The 22,063-nt window shown below is 40.7% G+C and carries 20 protein-coding genes and 1 other RNA gene; 15 read left to right on the plus strand and 6 right to left on the minus strand.

Features of this window, described 5'->3' with window-relative positions; genetic code table 11:
* The first annotated feature begins 98 nt into the window (after window positions 1-98).
* On the plus strand, window positions 99-734 hold the full coding sequence (locus IZT61_RS05475; RefSeq protein WP_196100174.1) for an HAD family hydrolase: 636 nt from the start codon (window positions 99-101) through the stop codon (window positions 732-734).
* 874 nt (window positions 735-1,608) lie between these two features.
* On the opposite strand, the gene IZT61_RS05480 is transcribed toward IZT61_RS05475, so the two are convergent.
* On the minus strand, window positions 1,609-2,802 hold the full coding sequence (locus IZT61_RS05480; RefSeq protein WP_196100175.1) for a proline dehydrogenase family protein: 1,194 nt from the start codon (window positions 2,800-2,802) through the stop codon (window positions 1,609-1,611).
* A 96-nt stretch (window positions 2,803-2,898) separates the two neighbouring features.
* On the opposite strand from IZT61_RS05480, the gene IZT61_RS05485 reads away from it, so the two are divergent.
* The 11 genes from IZT61_RS05485 to IZT61_RS05535 all read left to right on the plus strand — a co-directional run bounded on the left by IZT61_RS05485 (window position 2,899) and on the right by IZT61_RS05535 (window position 12,724).
* Window positions 2,899-3,105, plus strand: coding sequence for an RNA-binding S4 domain-containing protein (locus IZT61_RS05485; RefSeq protein WP_196100176.1), 207 nt, complete (start codon window positions 2,899-2,901; stop codon window positions 3,103-3,105).
* Window positions 3,105-4,163: a 3-dehydroquinate synthase gene (gene aroB / locus IZT61_RS05490; protein WP_196100177.1), complete on the plus strand. Its 1,059-nt coding sequence runs from the start codon at window positions 3,105-3,107 to the stop codon at window positions 4,161-4,163. Before IZT61_RS05485 ends, aroB begins: the two co-directional genes overlap by 1 nt.
* 1 nt (window position 4,164) lies before the next feature.
* A complete protein-coding gene (locus tag IZT61_RS05495; RefSeq protein WP_196100178.1) occupies window positions 4,165-5,127 on the plus strand; it encodes a sterol desaturase family protein in 963 nt (320 codons plus the stop codon).
* 114 nt (window positions 5,128-5,241) lie between these two features.
* Entirely contained in the window at window positions 5,242-5,433 is a 192-nt protein-coding gene (locus tag IZT61_RS05500; protein WP_196100179.1) for a hypothetical protein, read from the plus strand.
* On the plus strand, window positions 5,430-5,756 hold the full coding sequence (locus IZT61_RS05505; RefSeq protein WP_196100180.1) for a type II toxin-antitoxin system RelE/ParE family toxin: 327 nt from the start codon (window positions 5,430-5,432) through the stop codon (window positions 5,754-5,756). Before IZT61_RS05500 ends, IZT61_RS05505 begins: the two co-directional genes overlap by 4 nt.
* 284 nt (window positions 5,757-6,040) lie before the next feature.
* Complete coding sequence (locus IZT61_RS05510) at window positions 6,041-6,874, plus strand: prephenate dehydratase (protein ID WP_196100181.1); 834 nt, start codon at window positions 6,041-6,043, stop codon at window positions 6,872-6,874.
* 122 nt (window positions 6,875-6,996) lie between these two features.
* Complete coding sequence (locus tag IZT61_RS05515) at window positions 6,997-8,136, plus strand: chorismate mutase (RefSeq protein ID WP_196100182.1); 1,140 nt, start codon at window positions 6,997-6,999, stop codon at window positions 8,134-8,136.
* 407 nt (window positions 8,137-8,543) lie between these two features.
* Window positions 8,544-9,833: a 3-phosphoshikimate 1-carboxyvinyltransferase gene (gene aroA, locus IZT61_RS05520; protein ID WP_196100183.1), complete on the plus strand. Its 1,290-nt coding sequence runs from the start codon at window positions 8,544-8,546 to the stop codon at window positions 9,831-9,833.
* Between the two features lie 245 nt (window positions 9,834-10,078).
* Window positions 10,079-11,176: a chorismate synthase gene (gene aroC, locus IZT61_RS05525; protein WP_196100184.1), complete on the plus strand. Its 1,098-nt coding sequence runs from the start codon at window positions 10,079-10,081 to the stop codon at window positions 11,174-11,176.
* 64 nt (window positions 11,177-11,240) lie between these two features.
* Window positions 11,241-11,846 (plus strand): DUF1684 domain-containing protein, encoded by a 606-nt coding sequence (locus IZT61_RS05530; protein WP_196100185.1) that lies wholly within the window; start codon window positions 11,241-11,243, stop codon window positions 11,844-11,846.
* A 122-nt stretch (window positions 11,847-11,968) separates the two neighbouring features.
* Window positions 11,969-12,724, plus strand: a complete 756-nt coding sequence (locus tag IZT61_RS05535; RefSeq protein ID WP_196100186.1) for a LytR/AlgR family response regulator transcription factor — start codon at window positions 11,969-11,971, stop codon at window positions 12,722-12,724.
* Window positions 12,725-13,109: 385 nt separating this feature from the next.
* Here the strand turns inward: IZT61_RS05535 and IZT61_RS05540 are convergent, their stop codons facing one another.
* Together IZT61_RS05540 and IZT61_RS05545 are read right to left on the minus strand one after the other, a co-directional pair.
* Window positions 13,110-15,419 carry a tetratricopeptide repeat-containing sensor histidine kinase gene (locus IZT61_RS05540; RefSeq protein WP_196100187.1) on the minus strand — a complete coding sequence of 770 codons (2,310 nt, stop codon included), beginning with the start codon at window positions 15,417-15,419 and terminating at the stop codon, window positions 13,110-13,112.
* 513 nt (window positions 15,420-15,932) lie between these two features.
* Complete coding sequence (locus IZT61_RS05545) at window positions 15,933-18,359, minus strand: alpha-ketoacid dehydrogenase subunit alpha/beta (RefSeq protein WP_196100188.1); 2,427 nt, start codon at window positions 18,357-18,359, stop codon at window positions 15,933-15,935.
* A 169-nt stretch (window positions 18,360-18,528) separates the two neighbouring features.
* Between IZT61_RS05545 and IZT61_RS05550 the strand changes: the two genes are divergently transcribed.
* Together IZT61_RS05550 and IZT61_RS05555 are read left to right on the plus strand one after the other, a co-directional pair.
* The gene (locus IZT61_RS05550; protein ID WP_196100189.1) at window positions 18,529-18,930 is read left to right on the plus strand and encodes a DUF1573 domain-containing protein; all 402 of its coding nucleotides are present in this window, start codon (window positions 18,529-18,531) and stop codon (window positions 18,928-18,930) included.
* A 62-nt stretch (window positions 18,931-18,992) separates the two neighbouring features.
* Window positions 18,993-20,192 (plus strand): pyridoxal phosphate-dependent aminotransferase, encoded by a 1,200-nt coding sequence (locus IZT61_RS05555; protein ID WP_196100190.1) that lies wholly within the window; start codon window positions 18,993-18,995, stop codon window positions 20,190-20,192.
* Between the two features lie 153 nt (window positions 20,193-20,345).
* Here the strand turns inward: IZT61_RS05555 and IZT61_RS05560 are convergent, their stop codons facing one another.
* The 3 genes from IZT61_RS05560 to ssrA form a co-directional block, all read right to left on the minus strand.
* Window positions 20,346-20,963, minus strand: a complete 618-nt coding sequence (locus IZT61_RS05560; protein WP_196100191.1) for a hypothetical protein — start codon at window positions 20,961-20,963, stop codon at window positions 20,346-20,348.
* Window positions 20,939-21,112 carry a hypothetical protein gene (locus IZT61_RS05565; RefSeq protein ID WP_196100192.1) on the minus strand — a complete coding sequence of 58 codons (174 nt, stop codon included), beginning with the start codon at window positions 21,110-21,112 and terminating at the stop codon, window positions 20,939-20,941. Before IZT61_RS05565 ends, IZT61_RS05560 begins: the two co-directional genes overlap by 25 nt.
* A 151-nt stretch (window positions 21,113-21,263) precedes the next feature.
* Window positions 21,264-21,630: a transfer-messenger RNA gene (gene ssrA / locus IZT61_RS05570) on the minus strand.
* A gap of 190 nt (window positions 21,631-21,820) precedes the next feature.
* Between ssrA and IZT61_RS05575 the strand changes: the two genes are divergently transcribed.
* Window positions 21,821-22,060: a hypothetical protein gene (locus tag IZT61_RS05575; RefSeq protein WP_196100193.1), complete on the plus strand. Its 240-nt coding sequence runs from the start codon at window positions 21,821-21,823 to the stop codon at window positions 22,058-22,060.
* The last annotated feature ends 3 nt before the right edge of the window (window positions 22,061-22,063 follow it).

A 22,063-nucleotide genomic window follows, 5' to 3' on the forward strand; every position in this document is an offset into this window, starting at 1 on the left:
TCTAAAAATTAAAATCGCGAAAAAACCATTCGCGATTTTTTAATATAAGTGTAAGCAGTTAAGCTGGTAATAATATCTTTGCACGAAATTCTTATTAAATGAAAAACATAAAAAACATCATTTTTGATTATGGCAACGTAATCTTCGAAATTGATTTTAAAATTGCCCAGGCTTCTTTCAAAAAACTCGGCATTAACGATATAGAAAACTTCTTTGCGCATAAGGCACACAATCAATTGTTCGATGATTTTGAGACGGGCGCAATTTCGCCAGCCCAGTTTCGCGAGGGAATAAGAAAGGCAGCGAACAACCCGGCGCTTACCAACGAGCAAATTGACGAGGCCTGGAACAGCTTATTAATTGGCACCATTCAAGAGAACCATGATTTGCTTTTAAAAGTGAAAGAAAAATATCGCACTTTTTTATTGAGCAACAACAACGAAATCCACTACGATTGGATTATCAATTACCTGAAAACAACATTCGAACTGAACAATTACGACGAATATTTCGAAAAGGCTTATTTTTCGCAACACATGAAGTTGCGTAAGCCCAATACAAACATTTTTGAACAGGTATTAAAAGAAAACGGACTGAACCCTGCTGAAACCTTATTTATTGACGATAGTCCGCAGCATATTGAAGGCGCTAAAAGCGTAGGATTAAACACTTTACTAATGACAGAAAAACCTGCTCAGCTGGAAAGCTTTTTAAAGGCGAACGGAATTTTGTAGAAAGCGCCACTCTGCCAAAGATCCCCTCTCTATGAAAGGCAGAATCTTGGCTTGTTCCTCCTCGTCTCTCCCCAGAAGGGAGAGATTTAACGGACAGTAAGTAAAAACATTGCTACAAAAGTGCTTTAACCTCTGGGTTCAAATCACTGTTCTGTGTTTTCCTCTCTTCAAGGAGAAAGACAGCACAAAAGAACGGCTACCACTCCCTTTAACAGGTAGAGGCCTAAAGCGCCAACTATATCTGGCCGTCATCCTGAACTTATTTCAGGATCTGTTTAGCATGAAGACCGAATATGAGAGGTGCTGAAATAAATTCAGCATGACGTGTTGCCCGAGCCCCTCTCTATGAAAGGCAGAATCTTCGCCTGTTCCTCCCCGTCTCTCCCCAGAAGGGAGAGATTTAACGGACAGTAAGTAAAACCATTGCTACAAAAGTGCTTTAACCTCTGGGTTCAAATCACTGTTCCGTGTTTCCCTCTCTTCAAGGAGAGGGACAGTACAAAAGAACGGCTACCACTCCCTTTAACGGGGACAAGCCTAAAGCGCCAACTATGAACGCTTCGTCATCCTGAACTTGTTTCAGGATCCGTTTAGCATGAAGACCGAATATGAAAGGTGCTGAAATAAATTCAGCATGACGTGTTGCCCGAGCCCCTCTCTATGAAAGGCAGAATCTTGGCTTGTTCCTCCTCGTCTCTCCCCAGAAGGGAGAGATTTAACGGACAGTAAGTAAAAACATTGCTACAAAAGTGCTTTAACCTCTGGGTTCAAATCACTGTTCCGTGTTTCCCTCTCTTCAAGGAGAGGGACAGTACAAAAGAACGGCTACCACTCCCTTTAACAGGGAGAGGTTCTTTCAATGGGTCAGGCCCTTTTAACGGGTAAGGCTTTTCCTCCGCTTCAACTCTCTTTCAATCAAACCCAACTCTCTACCTGTTTGGCCGGCAACCGAGGTGTTTTCCTGGGCCCTTCTAAACAAGTAAGGCATAACCGCTTTAATAGGCCCATAAGGTACATACTTGGCTACGTTATAGCCTGCATCGGCAAGGTTAAAGCTCAAATTATCGCTCATTCCCAACAGCTGCGCAAAATACACATGCGGGTGGTTGTGTGCTATTTTTCGCTCATCTAGCAGATAGGTTAATAAGCGGCTGCTTTCTTCGTTGTGCGTTCCGCAAACAATAGCAATCTCCTCAATATGATCTACACAATAACGCAGCGATGCGTTATAATCCCTATCCGATGACTCTTTATCGGGCTGAATTGGCGAAGGATAACCCCTCTCCTGTGCACGCTTGCGTTCTTTTTCCATATAGGCACCGCGAACCATCTTTACACCTAAAATAAAGCCTGAAGCCTTCGCAATCAAATGGTCGGCTTTCATATCCGCCAATTTATCATGGCGATACATTTGGTAAGTATTGTAAACAATAATGCGCTCTTTGTTAAACTTGCGCATCATATCCAAAGCCAATTCGTCGATCGTGTCCTGAATCCAGGTTTCCTCAGCATCAATCATAACAGGTACGCCTTTGTCGAAAGCTGTTCTGCAGATTTTTTCACAACGCATTTTCACGCGTTCAAACTCAAAATTTTCTGCCTGTGTTAAATGGCCTTTAGCGTCTAATTTTTCCAAAAGTGCAAAACGACCAATGCCTGTGATCTTAAAAACCGTAATCGGAATGTTCAGATCGCCATCTGCACGAAGAATTGTTCTGATAATTTCCTCGCAGGTTTCATCAAAAACAACTTCTTCCTCCTCGCCTTCCACAGAATAATCTAAAATGGTACCTACACCACCCCTTGCCAATTGAGCAATGGCCTTATCACATTCCGTAATCGTTTCTCCACCGCAGAACTGTTGAAAAATAGTCGCTTTAACCGCACCTTCGATGGGTAAACCAATATTTAAAAAGAAATTGGTTATCGGCGGACCAACCTTAGTTAAAAAATTGCTGCCAATCATCTTGAAAAGCCAATAGGCTTTTTTTAGTTCGGTGTTGTTCTTTTGACGAAAGGCAACTTCGGTGTTATCGAAATTAGGTTGTTTATTGGGCGATAAATCCATTTATATGATAATTAATAAGTCAGATGGATGCAAAATTATAAAAACCATTGGTTGTAGAAATTAAAAACGGCTAAATAATCGTATTTTTGCAGCAAAATGATACAATTCAAATTAGAAGGCGAATTTATTCCGTTGATTCAATTGTTAAAAGCCACCGGCTTAGTAGGAACTGGCGGCGATGCCCAGGCTGCTGTGAGTGACGGACTTGTAAAATGTAACGGAGAAGTAGAACTTCGCAAGCGTTATAAGGTTCGGGTTGGCGATATCATTACCTTTGAACACGATAAAATCGAAGTAATATAATGGAAACCTTAACGAGCGCAGGCCATTCGCTTTATTTCGAAAGCAATTTAGACGCCTTAAAAACCCTTTTAGAAAGCAACAAATACAGTAAAGTGTTCATCCTTGCCGATGAGAACACAAGTGAAATTTGCTTGCCAACCTTTCAGTCGATGATGGATGACTTTGCCGATTTCGATTTGATAGAGACATCAGCAGGCGAAGAAAATAAGAATATCGATTTTTGTATCGGCATTTGGAAAACCTTATTGGATTTTGAGGCGGACCGCAAAAGCCTGATGATTAATTTGGGCGGCGGCGTGATTACCGATATGGGTGGCTTTATCGCATCGACCTACAAACGCGGCATCGATTTCATCAATGTTCCCACTACGCTACTCTCGCAAGTTGATGCTTCCGTTGGCGGCAAAACGGGTATTGATATCGACAATGTTAAAAACATGGTGGGTACCTTTACGCTTCCGCAAATGGTATTTATAGAAACGGAATTCTTAAAAACCCTGCCTCAACGCGAGCTTTTATCGGGCTTTGCCGAAATGATTAAACATGGGCTCATTTACGATAAGACTTACTACGAGAAATTAAAAACAACGGATTACTTAACACCTTCGGCCGAAGATATTTACCGTTCGGTACAAATTAAGAATGAAGTAGTAACGATAGATCCGCAAGAACAAAATCTACGTAAGATCTTAAATTTCGGACATACCATTGGGCATGCAGTAGAAAGCTATTCGCTGGCAAACGATGAAAATCCGCTTACCCACGGCGAGGCAATTGCTATAGGCTTTGTTTGCGAGGCTGCGTTATCAATCAAAAACAGCACTTTAACAAAGGATGAATTGAACGATATCAGCACTTACATTTTGGAGTTATATCCGAAATACCACATCAAAAAAGAAAGCTTTGATACGCTTTTAGCGTTGATGCAGAGCGATAAAAAGAATGAGGATGGCAATATTTTATTCTCTCTTTTAGAAAGGCAAGGAAAATGCACGTTTAACTGCCGTGTAAGCACCGCCGATATTTTGAGCAGTTTGGATTATTATAACAGTTTATAAAATGAATTTTACCGGAAGTGATATTTCTGTTGTCGGGCTGTTTAGTTTTGTAATCGTTTTAACCTTGGTTGAAATGTACTTCAGCTATGCTCACGATAGAAAGTTATATACAAAAAAAGATACGTGGACGAACATTTACCTGATGACAGCGGCCATTGTAATTAACCTTGCGACAAAAACAGGCACCTTTTTCTTGTTGGCATATTGTTATCAATTCCGATTATTTCAAATCTCAAACGTTTGGTTGTACTGGCTGGTGCTTATTTTGGCGCAAGATTTCCTGTATTGGTTTTTGCATACCGTAGGTCATTATGTACGCTTTTTTTGGGCAATGCACGTAACGCACCATTCGTCTGAGCATTTTAACCTAACTACAGGCTTTCGTTCTACCGTTTTCGAGCCATTGTACCGCGTTTTCTTTTATTTGCCACTGGCATTTATGGGCTTCACCGCTGTTGATATCCTTTTCGCTTATTTGGTAACGCAAATTTATGGTAACCTGGTTCATACACAGTATCAGATCAACTTTCCGAAATGGTACGAATACGTTTTCGTAACGCCGTCGCACCACCGGGTTCACCACGCCAGTAATGTTCGTTATCTCGATAAAAACATGGGCATGGTGTTAATACTCTGGGATCGCTGGTTTGGCACCTTTCAGGCTGAGCTGCCCGAAGATGAAATTAAGTATGGCTTAACTACGCAACCAAAAGACACCGGTCCGGTAAATATCATTTTCCACGAGTTTATTGCTTTAACTGCCGATGTAAAGAAAGCACCGACGTTTGCAGATAAAGTAAAATATATTTTTAATCCACCGGGTTGGAGCCACGATGGAAGCACCAAGATTGCGAAAATAATGCAGCAGGAATTGCTCGAAGCCGAGGAATTGGAAAAACAGCGTACCGATAGCAAAAAGGTGATGGATATTAACGATCAACGGGAGTTAAGTTCGGCTGGGTAACCAGAATAATCTGCATTTACAGGTAGCGAAATTTGTTGGATTGTTGTTTCAGTAAAAGATTACTTAATTAATTCGACAATTTAATTTTGTATTTTTGGATAAAGCTGATTTGTTATGACAACACTAACCATACAAGTAAAAGATAACGATACTCAATTCCTTTTGGAAGTTTTGAAAAGAATCGATGCTAAAGTGATTCAAAGTTCTAAAAAGCAGGAACTGCTTGATGGAATTAAACAAGGCATAAAAGAGGCCAGGGATATTAAAGATGGAAAGATTGCCCGTTTAACGCTGAGCGATATATGACCGGGGAAATTAAGATCATTTATTCCCCTATTTTCATTAAAAAAGCAAAACAATTAAAAAAGAAACATCCATCATTAGTCAATGATTTAACTCAATTGGCGGTAGCCCTTACTGCTAACCCAAAAACTGGCGTCGATTTAGGTAATGGTATTTTCAAGATCAGACTTGCCGTTAAAAGTAAGGATAAAGGAAAAAGCGGAGGTTACAGGATTATTACTTATCTGCAAACTGAGAACGAAGTCACTATGATTTATATTTACGATAAATCTGAAGAGGCAACAATTTCAAAAAAGGATATTCAAAAAATTATCGACAGCCTTTGATTAGGTTAAATGCATATTCCATACCAATCGTTAAAAACGGTCTAAAACAAAGAAAATTAAATTTTATTAAAATTATTTTCAATTTCCTATTGACAAATTAAATTTTGTTGCTACATTTGGCTCATTCAAAAACGAAAAATGAAATTATTCAACACATATTACTTTGGTTACTTTTACTATTTTAGTGAGAGCCGGGGCTAATATGCAAAATGATAGATAAAAATATTAAAAATGTATAGGAAAGTCCCGGGCGAAAAGCCGGGACTTTTTTGTTTAACGCAAAAATGGAAACGACGAAACGAGTAGCAATTCAAGGTATAAAAGCATCTTTTCATGAAGAGGCCGCCTATAAATTCTTTGGTAGAAGCATTGAAACAATTGAGTGCAATTCTTTTAAAGAAACTTGCGACAGGCTAGAGAAAAACGAGGCAGATTTTGTGGTAATGGCCATCGAAAATTCTATCGCCGGAAGCTTACTACCCAATTACACATTAATACGCGACTATGGCTTTTCGGTAGTTGGCGAAGTTTACCTGGCTATCCAGCTACATTTAATGGCCTTGCCAGGAGTGAAGTTTAACGATATTAAAACCGTAACCTCGCACCCAATCGCCATTCGCCAGTGCATCGATTTTTTCTACGATTATCCCCACATCAAAATTGTTGAAAGTAATGACACAGCAGCCTGCGCTAAACGCATTCAGGATGAAAAACTGACTGATACAATGGCGATCGCAAACACCTTAGCAGCTGAACTTTACGGATTGAACATTCTGGAGCGTCGTGTAGAGTCGAACAAAAAAAATTACACTCGCTTTCTTATCCTTAAAAAAGACAAAACAGACGAAGGTAAAAAGATAAATAAAGCATCAATCTGTTTTCAGGTTGGCCACAAAGCAGGTTCGCTGGCAACCGTACTGAATGTATTTGCTGAACAAGACGTAAGCTTAACAAAAATACAATCGATGCCTGTACTTGGAAAACGAAACGAATATTACTTTTATGTCGATTTAGAGTGGCCAAGTACCGAAAAGTACGATAAGGCGATCAGAAAGGCACTAAAATACACATCAAACTTCAATATCCTTGGCGAGTATCAAAAGAACGATAAAGTGTAATTGAGTCCGAAGTCCGGAGTCGGGAATCAGAAGTCCGAAGTTTTAAAAAAAAGAGTACAGCGTATAAAACCTTAGCAAAACAATCAAACAATTAATCAATATAACATTCAAAAGATATCATAATGAAACTTAATTTAAACATTCAGCCATTAAACACTTGGTTAAACACCAACAACGAACCTTTATTGATTTCAGGCCCATGTAGCGCAGAAACTGAAGAGCAATTATTAACAACAGCTCATTTATTGGCTGCAACAGGCAAAGTATCGGTTTTAAGAGCCGGAATTTGGAAGCCACGCACCCGTCCGGGAGAATTTGAAGGTATCGGAAGCATTGGTTTAGAATGGTTGAAGCGTGCAAAAGAAGAAACCGGCTTACCAACTGCGGTTGAAGTTGCAAATGCAAAACACGTTGAAGAAGCTTTAGCAGCAGGAGTAGATATTTTATGGATTGGCGCACGTTCTACAGTAAACCCTTTCACCGTTCAGGAAATTGCCGACGCCTTAAAAGGACACGATGTTCCGGTATTAATCAAAAACCCGGTTAACCCCGATTTACAGTTGTGGATTGGAGCAATTGAACGCATTAACGGTGCTGGCATTACCAAAATTGGTGCAATTCACCGTGGTTTCTCTTCATTCGAGAAAAGCTCTTTCCGTAACGAACCAATGTGGAAACTTGCTATTCAATTGAAAACACTTTGCCCTGATTTACCAATCATTAACGATCCAAGTCACATTTGTGGTAACCGTGAGTTGATCCCATACATTGCTCAAAAAGCATTAGATTTAGATATGCAAGGCTTAATGATCGAGTCTCACCTTGATCCTTCGGTTGCCTGGACTGATGCTAAACAACAAGTTACACCAGCCGCTTTAGCCGAATTAGTTGACCGCTTAACCGTTCGTGAGCCGGAAGCACCAAACGAAGCGTTCGCTGATAAATTAGCTGATTTACGTAAATCAATTGATAAAATTGATGATATTCTTTTGCAAAAACTAGGTGAGCGTATGTCGATCGTGGAAAAAATCGGCGAGTACAAACGCGATAACCAGGTAACCATTTTGCAGGTAAACCGTTGGGATGAGATCATTAAAAAAGGCCACGCTTTTGCTAAAGCCTTAAAATTAGATACCAATTTCACCGAGAAATTCTTAGAATTGATGCACGGCGAATCTATCCGTAAGCAAACTGAAATAATGAATGCAGGCAAAACTGAGAAAGGCATTGCAGCAGAACAACATACTGAAGTTGTGAAATAAGCTCAAAGCAGAAAGCTCAAAGCTGAAAGCTGAAAGCTCAACGACTAAAGCGCCATACAATTCCCCTCTCGAGGGGTGCCCAAAGGGCGGGGTGGTCTCGAAACGAAGCTTAAAGCTGAAAGCTCAAAGCTCAAAGCTCAACGACTAAAGCGCCATACAATTCCCCTCTTGAGGGGTGCCCTTCTCCAAAGGAACTCCCTTGGAGAAGGGCGGGGTGGTTTAGAAACAAAGCAGAAAGCGATAAAAGCAAACAGAAAGTAACAAGGTTAAGCAGTACATTATTGCAAGCCGGTAAGCCCTCGCCTTTCGCGAAGATTGGCTGAGGCTTATTATTTAACAGCACAGGCTCATTGCTCAGCCCTCTCCTTTTTGGGGAGGGTTGGCTGGGGCTTTAGGGAGAGACTTATATGTCAAAAAATGCCTTAGTTTCCTTTAAGGGAACCAAGAATATTAATACGGAAATACAACTGACAGGCTCGAAAAGCGAATGCAATAGAGCTTTGATTATTAGCGCATTGAGCGATAAACTCGTTAAAGTGGAAAATTTATCAAATGCCGCCGATACGGTTACATTAGATGGAATACTCAAAAAGTTGGGAGTTGAGAGTTCGGAGTTGGGAGAAAGCGCTACACTAAAAGCTCCAAACTCAACACTCGTAGATGTTGGCCCTGCGGGAACGGCTATGCGCTTTCTTTCTGCCTATTTATCTGCAAAAAATGGCAATTTCCTGCTAACCGGAACCGAGCGGATGAAACAGCGCCCAATTGGTATTCTGGCTGAGGCTTTAAAAACCATTGGCGCCAATATCTCTTACGCTGAAAATGATGGCTTCCCTCCGCTCAACATTGTTGGGCCCTTGAACCAAAAGACCTCCAAAGTAAAAATCAAGGGTGATGTAAGCAGTCAGTATATTTCGGCATTGCTGATGATTGCCCCTACCCTGCCAGATGGATTAACCCTCGAGATTGATGGCGAACTCACTTCTAAACCATATGTAGATATGACGTTGGATATGCTTGCCGAGGCGGGTATTAAACATTTGTGGAACGGCAACTCAATTTCGATTAGCGCACAGCCTTTTAAGTCTTCAACATTGGTGGTTGAGCCCGATTGGAGCGCAGCATCGTATTGGTACAGCATAGCGGCATTAGCTCATGAAGCTGAAATCAGTTTGCCAGCCCTTAAAGAAAAGAGCCTTCAAGGGGATAGCAAAATTCAAAATATCATGCGGATTTTTGGAATATCGACCGAAAAAACTGAGAAAGGCATTGCTATCAGCAATTTGGGCGTATCGCTTGATACAGACCAAATCCTTGATCTTAAAACCTGCCCAGACTTGGCGCAAACAATTATTGTGGTTGCGGCTGCATTGGGCAAAAACATGGCATTTACAGGTCTTGAAACCTTAAAAATTAAAGAAACCAACCGTATTGCAGCCTTACAAAACGAACTTGCAAAAATTGGCGTTACGTTAACCGAAGATAATCTGGTTTATACATTGAACACCGATGGACTGCATTTTCCTGATAAAATTACTATTGCCACCTACGAAGATCACCGAATGGCAATGGCCTTTGCTCCGCTGGCCTTGTTAATAAACGAGGTGGAAATTGAAGAAATGCAGGTAGTAGAAAAATCTTATCCTTATTTTTGGGAGGATTTGAAAAAGGCGGGGTTTGAAGTGAAAGAGATCTGAAACAGGAGATGTGAGACGCGAGATATGAAAATAAAAAGCAAAAGAATAATTTCCATGCAACCATATTTCCTAACACTGAATTAAATAATGATATAAATAATCCTAACCCGACCCGTTTGCAGTTTGATTGAAAAATCTCAAACCGATAGCTTAAATCAATTTAAAAACAACTTAACCAAACTAGATTTGACATTTGGAGGGAAGCTCTCAAATCGTAAATCTAAAATCATCAATCTAAAATAAACATGGCAGGCAACTCATTCGGACAACTATTTCGCATTACCACCTTTGGCGAATCTCATGGCGTAGCCATTGGGGTGATTATTGATGGTTGCCCGGCACAACTGGATATCGACATGGATTTCATTCAGTCGGAATTGGACAAAAGAAAACCGGGTCAGTCGAAAATTACAACCCAAAGAAAAGAAAGCGATACCGTACAGGTTTTGTCGGGCGTTTTTGAGGGAAAAAGCACAGGAACACCCATTGCACTGTTAATTCCGAATGAAGATCAGCGTTCCAAAGATTACGGCCATAATGTTGACGTTTACCGACCCAGCCATGCCGATTATGTTTACGATGCAAAATATGGCATCCGCGACCATCGCGGTGGCGGCCGTTCGTCGGCCCGGGAGACTGCAGCCCGCGTTGCTGCCGGCGCCATTGCCAAATTACTATTGAAACAACAAGGTATTGAGGTTTTTGCCCACGTTACAGCAGTTGGAACCATCGAAGCGCCCAACCTGGAAAGCAACGATTTAGCCGCATTGCTTAACATTAGAGAAGAAAATATTGTGCGCTGCGCCGATCCGGCAACCGCACATGAAATGATTGAATTTATTGATTCCGTTCGGAAAGATGGCGATACGGTTGGTGGTAAAATCGGCTGCGTAATTAAAGGCTGTCCGGCCGGATTAGGCGAACCTGTTTTTGATAAATTACACGCCGATCTGGGCAAGGCCATGCTAAGCATCAATGCTGTTCATGGTTTCGAGTATGGTTCTGGCTTTGCAGGCAGCGAACTGAGGGGTTCACAACATAACGACATTCCGCAGCCGAAAGCCTCAGATTCGAAGGTTTTTAAAACCACTACAAACTTCGCTGGCGGCATTTTAGGTGGAATTTCTAATGGGATGGATATCACCTTTAAAGTGGCCTTTAAACCTGTGGCAACCATTATGCACAACCAACAAACCATAAACGCTGCTGGTGACGCCGCCGAAATTAAGGGAAAAGGCAGGCACGATCCGTGTGTAGTGCCCAGAGCAGTCGTAATTGTAGAGGCAATGGCCGCATTGGTTATAGCCGATCAGCTGTTAAGAAACAGAGCAAGCGTGGTTTAATCACCGGATGACGGTTGTTCTTGATGTTCATCAAATAGTACTCAATTTATCAGTTGTAAAAAACATGAAAATCTTATCCGTTTTGCTTCTTTTTATCAGTTTAAACACTTTTGCTCAATCTTATTCTGAGCAGATTGCCAAGCACCGGGAAAATTATAAAGAAGATTTTTTAAAAGAAAAAAATTCGCCATTGAAGAAAGGCGACCTGCAGAACCTTCATTTTTACGATGCTGACAGCACTTACAATGTGCTTGCAGATGTTGAGCCATTAACTAACCAAAAGATTTTCAAAATGCCCACTTTCTCTGGGGCGAGCAGCGATTATTTGCGATATGCTTTTGTAACTTTCAACCTAAAAGGCCAAAAGCAGAAACTAACGCTATATAAAAGCGTTTCGCTCTCATCAAATCCAGATTATAAAGACCATTTATTTTTGCCGTTCACCGATGAAACTAACACGAAGGAAACTTACGGTGGTGGAAGGTATATAGACTTGAGTACCAAAGAAATTGTAAACAATAAGATTGGAATAGATTTTAACAAGGCATACAATCCTTATTGTGCTTACAGCGATGGTTACCGCTGCCCCGTTCCGCCCGAAGAAAACGATCTGCCATTAGCGATTAAAGCAGGCGAACAACTATATACCGGCAAAAAGAAGCACAGATAAAACAAATTATACACACGCACTCTTGAGTGGGCTACATTCGATGCGTTTAAGTGAACAATTTGCTTTAAATTTGAAACTTAATTGATGTTTTGGTGTTCTAATCTAAATAATTCTAGCCCTAAATGATATACAGTTGCCTGATCGTTGATGATAACGAGATTGAAAGAGACGTGGTTGAAATGCATCTCAAGAAAATTCCATCATTAAACATTGTTGCCATCTGCTCAAATGGTGTCGAGGCTTCTCAGATTTTATCAAATACACCTATCGACATAGTATTTTCTGATATTGACATGCCAGATCTTTCTGGAATGGAGCTTTTAAAAACGCTTAAAAATCATCCGCAATTTGTGTTTATTACCTCCTTTAGCGAATATGCCGCAGAGAGTTTCAATCTCGATGCAATCGATTTTATTGTGAAGCCAGCAAGTTTCAAAAGAATATTGAAAGCGGTAAATAAAGCGATTGAGTATATTGAGTTAAAAAAGGGAATTGCTAAGGAACCTATTGAAGAAAAGCCTATTGCAAAGGAACCGGATAGCGATTTTTTCTATTTTAGAGAAACAAAAGGCATCAGTAAGCTGCGATATGACGATGTGATTTATATCGAAAGCATGGGCGATTTTTCGAAGATTTTTACCAATAGCGATAAGCACATTATTTTAGTGAGTTTAAAGAATTTGGAGAAACAACTGCCCGAATTGTTGTTTTCTCGCGTACATAAGCAATACATCATTAACAATAACCATATTGTTACCCTTACCAACCACGAAGTGCACCTGGTTAACGATTTTATTGTTCCAATTAGCGCAGCCAACAGACAGGAGCTTTTAGAAAAAACGATTGATAAAAAGATTCTTTCGAGGTTTATTAAATAAAAAGTCTTCATCCTCAGAGGTCACTTTTTATAAAATATAGAGGAGTTGGAAGGCAGTTCTCATTGCTGCATCCTGAGCGCAGCGCATGTCCCGATACTTCCTATCGTGTGGACACATTTCTTTTTTTGCGCCGTCATTCCCGCGCAGGCGGGAATCTTAATGCTCGGCACCCATTTTTTTTGCGCATTAGGATCCCCAGTCAAGCTGAGGATGACGACCGTTCTTAGAAAACGCCCTAAAATATGTTGTTATTTTGATTACTTCAGCTCGTAAGACGATGTTTCAAAGATGTGTCCACACGATAGGATACTTGGGGGAAGGGTCTCCAAGCTATGAAACGCAGCACGCCAAAACCGGTGCTATTATTACCATTCCCATCAAACGGCTATTTCTTCAACAGAATTTTAAAATGGCTGCCTGTATCATTGTTTAAGTGTGCGGTAATTTCGCCATCCATTAATTCTATAAAAGTTCTGCAAAGGAGTAAACCAAGCCCGGTTCCTTTTTCTTTATTGGTGCCTGGCGAACTTACCCCTGCCCCGCTGTATCCCGGCTTGTTAAAATGATTCACCTGATCTTCGGTTAAGCCAATTCCCGTGTCCGAAATTTTTATTTCCAGCACATTATCTATGCCTTTGGAGCTGATGTGTATAGTTCCACCCGATGGCGTGAACTTAATGGAATTGTTAATGAGGTTCCGTATGGCCAACATCAACATGTTCCGATCGGCCTTACATAAAGTTCCCTCACTCACCTGGTTTTTAATTAGAATTTGTTTTTGTTCAGCTAAATCGCTTACCGAAGCAATTACATCGGTAACGAGCTCGCAAACATCAATTAGCTCTAAATACGGATTAAAGCCCTGCATCTGGCTCGCTGCCCAGGTTAATAGGTTCTCCATCATTGTTGAAGTGTGCGTCAGGTTGTTTTTCAGCGAAGCCGCATACTTCGTGAGTTTTTCCTGCTCAATTTTGCCTCCCTCCAAAAGTTGAATAAACGAAATCAACGAATTTACGGGAGTACGCATATCGTGGCTTACCACACTAAAAATCCTGTCCTTAACCCTGCTCAATTGCTCTAATTCGCGTTTTTGCAGGTTAATAATCTTGTTTAACCGCGTTGTTTTGCGTTGATTATAAAAAATTACAATGGCTATCATCAGTATCAGCGTAGCCGCAACGGTTAAAAATATTTTTACCCGCTGATCAAACTTAATCTGCTGCTCCTGCTGCGTAATTCGTCGGTCTTTTTCGTTAGCTGCTATTTGCGATTTAAAATTTTGCGAGGCATATTTACTCGCCTGCAGACTGCGTTGGAGACTGAATTCGGCCTTAGCTTTTTGAAAAGTCAACTGATCCAATAATTTTTCCTTGCCGCTCAACGTTAACTGCTGTTTCCTTAAAATCAGTTCCTGTTGTTGCCGTTGCAGTTCTCCTTCTGTAATTTTTTGATGCAACAGGTAATCCTTTTCCTTGAAATCAAAATCGAGCTGCATTTGTGTTCTTGTTATCTCCCGTTCCTTTTCACGGTTAAATATTTTGTCTCGTGCAGCAATATAATGTTTAAAAAAGGTTAGCGAATTGCTATAATCGCCTTGCTTTTCGTAAACAATACTCAGGCCAAGCGCCGAATTTCTTTCGAGTTCTAAAAACCCATGAGTTGTGGCAAGTTTCAGGCTTTGATTGAGTAATGTCATCGCGTTCGAGAAATCGTTTATCTTCTGGTAAAAATTCCCCAGCGCATATAAACTAGTTCCGTAAGCATCTTTGTTTTGATTATCGCGATTAATCTCAACGGCTCTTTGATAGCTTTTTAGCGCAAGCTCGTATTTCCCGACAGCTGCGTACACGTTTCCCAAATCTATTTTTATATCTGCTACAATTTCGTCGTCGGTATCGGCCACCAAAGTCAGCGCCTTGTTGTAATAAGTTAAGGCCAGGTTTATTTTCTGGTCGGGCAACACGTTCATTTCCATAAGTTCCCTGGTGGTAGCTTCGAAATAATTGGTACCAATCAGCTCGCAAACCACCGCAATTCCGCGTTTATCTTCATCTTTGGTAAAAATTTCGAGTGCCCTTTTCATGTAAGTCAAGGCCCGACTGCGGTTTCCAAGGTTGCGATAAGTAATAGAAACATTGGTGTAACAATTTGCCAAATCGGTCTCGTTTCCGATCTTTTCGTAAATAGCTATGGCTTTTTGCGATACTTCGAGCGACTTGATGTAATCAGGAATACTTGCATACAAGGCGCTTAAATTTAAGTAGTTGCCAGCAACATTATTCAGATCGCCAACGGCCGAAAACTCCGAAATGGCTTTGAGGTAATTTGCTTCTGCATTTGCGTACTCGGCCTTTGCATGGTACATCCTTCCGCGGCGGGAATAAGCCAAACCGCTGTACCTTTTAAGGCTCTTATCTCTGCCCAGCTGAATAGATTTTTCGATGTAGAAGTCTGCCATTTCTGGCTTTTTCAATAGAATGTACTGTCTGTAAATTGCCCCTAAAACATTGCCCTTATTCGTATCCTGTTTTACATAATCGTCGTTTACTTTTAAAAGACTATCTAGCTTATGCTGAGGCAAGTTGGTATGCTGGCCGCATGTTAACTGAGGGAAAAAAAGTGAAAATACGATTCCGCTCCATACAATAATCGCATAGTTGAATTTTGGTCTCACTCTGGCAGTAAGTTTTCCCATTTTCAAGGTAAATATCAAAGCTTGCCACTAAGAATACATAACTGAGGATACAGATTTTGCGAAAAGTTTAACTTTTTCGTAATGGTGAATTTATACATAGCGACTTCAATAGGGATCTAAGTATAAATGTAAATAAATTTCGGAGACAATTAAACCGCATTTTAACATTAATTGAACAAAGGGTATTTAAGCGCAAAATACACGCCCTGCTGTCAAAATCCCAAGTTCGAAATGACGAAAAAACCAAACAACCCGTCATATCCAAAGCCGATCCTTCATTGGTTGAGCTATCTTTTGCCGACTTGCATCAATTTGAGCCAAGCAACGCTTTGATTAAAGATTTCTCTTTGAGCAGAAAAAGCCTAAGTTTAAATGACGAGGAGGATAAAACACCCCTTATAAGCAGATAAACGCGTCATTGCGAGGCATGGAGCAATCTGTTTAGTAAGATTGCTTCGTAACTCGCAACGCCGATAGTAGGAAAAATCACACTAAAATACCAAATACCAATTGCTATGTTAAATATATAGCCGGATATTTCGACGGATTGGCATCATGCATCATTTGATAGATGGTCTCAATTACATCATCAACCGATGGCTTGCTAAAGTAGTCGCCATCAGAGCCGAAAGGGGGCCTGTGCGCCTTGGCCGATAGCGTTTTAGGTTGCGCATCGAGGTAAAAATATCCTTTTTGTGCTTCTAAAACTTGCTGTAAAATATAAGCTGAGGCTCCTCCTGGTACGTCTTCATCAACAACCAGCAATTTATTTGTTTTGGCAAGCGATGTAGCACAAACCATGGTGGTATCGAAGGGTAGAAGTGTTTGCGGATCGATTATCTCCACCGAAATGCCCATCATGGCCAGTTCTTCTGCAGCTTCTTGCACTACCCTGAGCGTAGAGCCATACGAAACTACGGTGATATCTGTTCCTTCTTCTAAAACTTCGGCAAGCCCCAGTTGAACGGTAAACTCGCCTACGTTAGTTGGTAATTTTTCCTTAAGGCGGTAACCGTTTAAACATTCGATAACAACCGCTGGCTCGTCTGCCCTGAACAAAGTATTGTACATTCCGGCGGCCTGGGTCATATTGCGTGGTACACAAAGGTGCAAACCCCGCAAAGAACCCAAAAGCATAGAAATCGGCGATCCTGAATGCCAAATGCCTTCGAGGCGGTGGCCGCGGGTTCTGACAATAACAGGTGCTTTTTGTATTCCTTTTGTGCGGTAGGCAAGTGAGGCCAGATCATCGCTCAACACGTTAAGTGCAAATATCAGGTAATCGAGATATTGTATTTCGGCAATTGGCTTTAAGCCTCGAAGCGCAAGGCCGATGCCCTGCCCCATGATAGTCATTTCGCGAATACCGGTATCGGTAATCCTGAGCTCACCAAACTTGGCCTGTAAACCGGCAAAACCCTGATTAACATCGCCAATATTGCCTAAATCTTCTCCAAAGGCTACTAAACGTTGATCTCGGGTGAAATTTTCGTTAAAACATGCGTTTAATATTTCCCTGCCATCAACCATTTTCGAAAGGTTGTTATAGGCGGCAGGTACAATCGGAATTGAAGCGGGGCTTTCGTTTCCATTGGTGTGCAGCTTAGAATTGTATCGTTCGCCGTTAAGTTGTTGCTGATTCTTATACCATTCGACCAGGTTATTGCGTTCAGCACTCGGGTGGTTGGCAGAAAGGCGTATAACCTTTCGTGCGGCAACGATCACATCTTTCCTCTGTACATCGGCGGTGGCAGCTAAATTAGCGGCGATTTTTGCCAGCTCGGGCTGATGTGCAGTCATTGCACCTATCAAATCAACTAATTGTTTTTGCTCAGGTTTGATGCTGTCCAAAAACTCATTCCACGCTTCTTTCTGCGCATTTCTAACAAATAATTTGGCCTTTTTCTCTACTTCGGCTATTTCTTCCTCGGTAGCAATAGCCGATTCGAGCATCCATTCACGCATCTTTAAGATACAATCGTGCTCATTTTCCCAGGTTAATCGATCTTTGGATTTGTAACGCTCGTGTGAGCCCGAAGTGGAGTGGCCCTGAGGTTGTGTAAGCTCGGTTACGTGAATTAAAACGGGAACATGTTCCTCGCGGCAGATGTTGATTGCTTTTTCATACACCTCGCAAAGCGCAGGATAATCCCAGCCCTTCACCTTGTAAATTTCATAGCCGGCGTTGTTGGTGTCGCGTTGAAAACCCTTCAACACTTCCGAAATGTCTTCCTTGGTAGTCTGATATTTTGCGGGTACAGAAATACCGTAGGCATCGTCCCAAATTGAGATCGCCATGGGCACTTGCAGTACTCCGGCCGCGTTTATAGCTTCAAAAAAAACGCCTTCTGAAGTTGAGGCATTACCAATAGTACCAAAGGCAACCTCGTTTCCCTCAACAGAAAAATGCTTTAAATAGGCCAGTTCCTTGTTCTGTCTGTACAGCTTAGATGCATAGGCCAGACCAACCAAACGGGCCATTTGCCCCCCGGTTGGCGAAATATCCGACGAACAGTTTTTAATTTGTGTGAGATCGTTCCAGCTTCCATCCTCATTAACCGATTTAGTTGCAAAATGGCAGTTCATTTGCCTTCCTCCGGAAAAAGGGTCGGCCCCCTCTGTCGGATTTGCATACAATTGGGCAAAAAATTCTTTAATGGTCGAAATCCCGGTCGCAAAGGCAAAAGTTTGATCACGATAGTAGCCAGAACGCCAATCTCCAGCTTTAAAAGCCTTGGCCATAGCTACCTGCGGAACTTCCTTTCCATCACCAAAAATGCCGAATTTCGCCTTTCCCGTAAGTACTTCTCTACGTCCTAAAACACTCGCCTGCCTGCTCTCGAAGGCAATCTTATAATCGTTTAAAACAATGGATTTGAAGTCGTTAAAGCTTAATTCAGAGGCATCGATAGCGTTGGTTACCAGTTTTTCATTCTGCATCGTAATCAATATTGGTTTTGGCAAATATATAGAAAATTAAAAGTTTGCCTTTATGTTGAAATGTAAAATTATATATGGAATTGTAAAAAATAGTTGGAATAGTTTTTGTTTTAGAAATAAAACAATAAATTTGTTTTAATAACTATAGGAAATATAACACCTCATAAAAATGAAAAAAATCTTAGTATTATTCGCTTTTGTATTGGGTTTAAGTGTTGCGGTAAATGCGCAGACTAAACCTGCAGAATTTAAATTTGAAGCTGAAACTCACGATTTTGGTAAAATTGTATTAAATAAACCGGTTACATTCGATTTTAAATACACTAACATTGGCGATGAGCCATTAATTATTACCAAAGCTGAAGCAAGTTGCGGTTGTACAGTTCCGAAGTACACTTCCACCCCGATTAAAAAAGGTGAAACAGGTGTAATCTCGGTAACATTTAACGCTGCTGCTGGTCCGGCTACATTTGCCAAAGCGGTTACCGTTACTTCAAATGCAAAAACACCAATTAAGGTGCTTTACATTAAAGGTGAAACTGTAACCTCGGTAACAGCATCATCAAAGTAATTTTTTAAACGATAATATGTAAAAAGTCCCGATTTTCATCGGGACTTTTTTATTTTTGCACCATGCCAAAAATTTCACAAAAAGGTTTGCAGATGCCTGCATCGCCAATCAGAAAATTAACTCCTTTTGCCGATAAAGCGAAACAGGATGGAAAAAAAGTTTTTCACTTAAATATTGGGCAGCCCGACATTGAAACACCGGATGTGATGTTGGATGCCATTAAAAATATCGACTTTAACGTTTGGGCGTACACGCCATCGGAGGGCACATTAGCTTACCGTTTAAAACTGACAGAATATTACAACAAACTGGGTTACAACATTACGCCGGAGAACATATTGGTTACAGTTGGCGGTTCAGAGGCAATTACCATTGCCATGCAAACCTGTGTAAATGAGGGCGACGAAATTATCATTCCTGAGCCTTTTTACGCCAATTACAATGGATTTGCCTGCATGAGCAACGTGGTGGTAAAACCGATTTTATCTTATATCGAAAATGGCTTCGCCCTCCCTCCTATTGCAGCGTTCGAAGAGCTGATTACGGAAAAAACGAAAGCAATAATTATCTGCAATCCGAATAATCCAACGGGCTATTTATACTCGAAAGAGGAGCTTGAGGCGTTAAAAACCTTATGTTTAAAATACGATCTGTTTTTATTTTCTGACGAGGCCTACCGCGAGTTTTGCTATGATGGCAGGGAATTTATTTCGCCAATGCACCTCGACGGTCTGGACGAAAATGTAGTGATTATGGATACCGTTTCTAAGCGGTACAGCGCATGTGGTGCCCGTTTAGGATGCCTGATTACCAAAAACAAACAAGTAATCGCTTCGGGATTGAAGTTTGCACAGGCTAGGCTCAGCCCAGGTATGGTAGAACAAATTGCCGGCGCCGCAGCCGTAGACACACCTGATAGCTATTTTGAAAAAGTAAATACAGAATACACGCTGCGTAGAGATACCTTGGTTGGCAGACTAAATAATATTGAAGGCGTTTTTTGTCCGAACCCGGGCGGTGCATTTTATGTGGTGGCCAAATTCCCGATTGATGATGCGGATAAATTTTGCCAGTGGATTTTGGAAGACTTTTCGCACGAAAACCAAACCGTAATGATGGCTCCGGCTACCGGATTTTATTCTACCCCCGGATCGGGAAAAAATGAAGTGCGTATGGCTTATGTGCTAAACACGTCAGAACTGAACAAAGCGATGGATTGCCTCGAAATTGCTTTGAAACAATATCCTGGAAGAACTAGTTAATTGGTGAATTGGTTCATTAGTCGTTTATAAGTGCTAATTGCCTATTTCTAATTGCTAATTGCCGATTACTGTTATATAACAACAAAGCCTGCAAATTAAATTTGCAGGTTTTGTTGTTTTTGGTGGAGCCGAAGGGGGTCGAACTATTATCAATTATACCTGGCTAAATTTTCCGTTTTCTTTTAGTGGTAAAAAATACCCCTTTATACAATTGGGATTTCTGATACAGATTTGAATATGATCTTTTTCTCTAAATCCAGCATTGGGATATAGTTCCTTGCCCTCCCAAAAAACACCGCGGACCGAATCAAATGGTCTCATTTTTTGTTCATCTCTAAACTGGTGAAGCGTTTCAATAACTGCACAATCAAGCTCTCTAAGAATTAAATCTTTGTTTCCTCCAATGGGCTTATTTATTGGTAGGTCCATTCCAAGAGCTGAATAGGAAGCAGATAGTAATTTGTATGATTCATCGAGAAATATGAGATTTTGATAATCTAACAAATCTAAACAAAATCCTAAATTGATAACGGCACCAATTACTGCAGGTTTTGCCATACGATTTTTTGTGTTTTTTGGAAGCGTGCTTAAAAAGGTTGCAATCTGTAAGGCACGGCTCGGACTGTTGTCCCAAAAATAACTACCATGACCAAGCCAATCATAATCATTTTTACTATTACGTACTGAAGACTTTCCTGCAAGAAGATTGGAAGTCAGACTTTCATCACACCCATGAAATGCAAGTACTAGCCCTGTTCTTGCGGAATACATAAATGCTTATACGGATCGCGTAGATTGCCTTTTTCAGTGATAATGCCAGTTTTGACCAGAAAAGCCTTAGAAGCACTCTTGTTTCTTGAGAGCTTTTCAGTATATTTTTTAATAGCAACTGAAAATTCCTTTAATTCTTTTTCTGACATAGACTAAATGTACATTTTTTTTCTAAAAAACATCAATAGAAATTCAATGCTTCAAGAATTGAATTTATAGAAGTCCTGCGCAAAACAACAGGCATCTTTTTAAAAAAGCAACCACCTGATTAAATGATCATCAGGTGGTTGCTTTTTTTTCCGGTGGAGCCGAAGGGAGTCGAACCCTTGTCCAGTTGTGAGATAAATTATACCTTCTACATGCTTATTTTTCAATTAATTTTCGAGAAATAAACGGGCTGAAAACCGACCTTGTTTATATCCTTAGGTACTTTGTCTCACTTCAAGTCGCACCTCCTTGAAGCCAGCTTTGTTGTTTCGATGCCCCAGATTCTAACCCAACAATGCAGCAGTTAGAGGGACAAAAGCTAAGCTAGTTCTAAACTAGGCAGCTAAGGCGTAAGTATTTTCGCCAACTAAAATGTGAACGTTCACTTTAAGTGCTCTCCGTACAACGCACTGCATGCTAACATAACCTTCGCCACCCCGTCAAATCCAAGAACGGCCCCAGTTTGTAGTTTTCAGTTTGCAACTACCAATTACAAAACAGAACAACAAATATACAAAATTTTGTTGTAAATGTTTAACTGTTTTATGGGCTTAATTGTTTGAATTGACACAAAGCTGGCATAATGAAAGCGGAAATTACTTTCATGGCCAAATTGTAGCGAATACAAAGCTGCGCCCGTTTAGTATATTATGAACGCTAAAAAGATTTTATTCTATTGTTGGTCGATACTGCTTTTGTTGGTATCGTTAACCATCGCCCACCTGTTAAATTTAAGTTTAGATTGGCAGCACTTTGTAAAATCAGCTACTGATTTTCTGTCAGTGATGAGTTTCATGCTTATTGCGCTGCTTGCACTAACTTTTGCGGTTTACTTTTTTAGAAAAGCACTGAATTGGGGAAAGAAAAAGGAGCATATCAGGTACCTTTAATTA

The sequence above is a fragment of the Pedobacter endophyticus genome (assembly GCF_015679185.1).
Taxonomy (GTDB): domain Bacteria; phylum Bacteroidota; class Bacteroidia; order Sphingobacteriales; family Sphingobacteriaceae; genus Pedobacter; species Pedobacter endophyticus.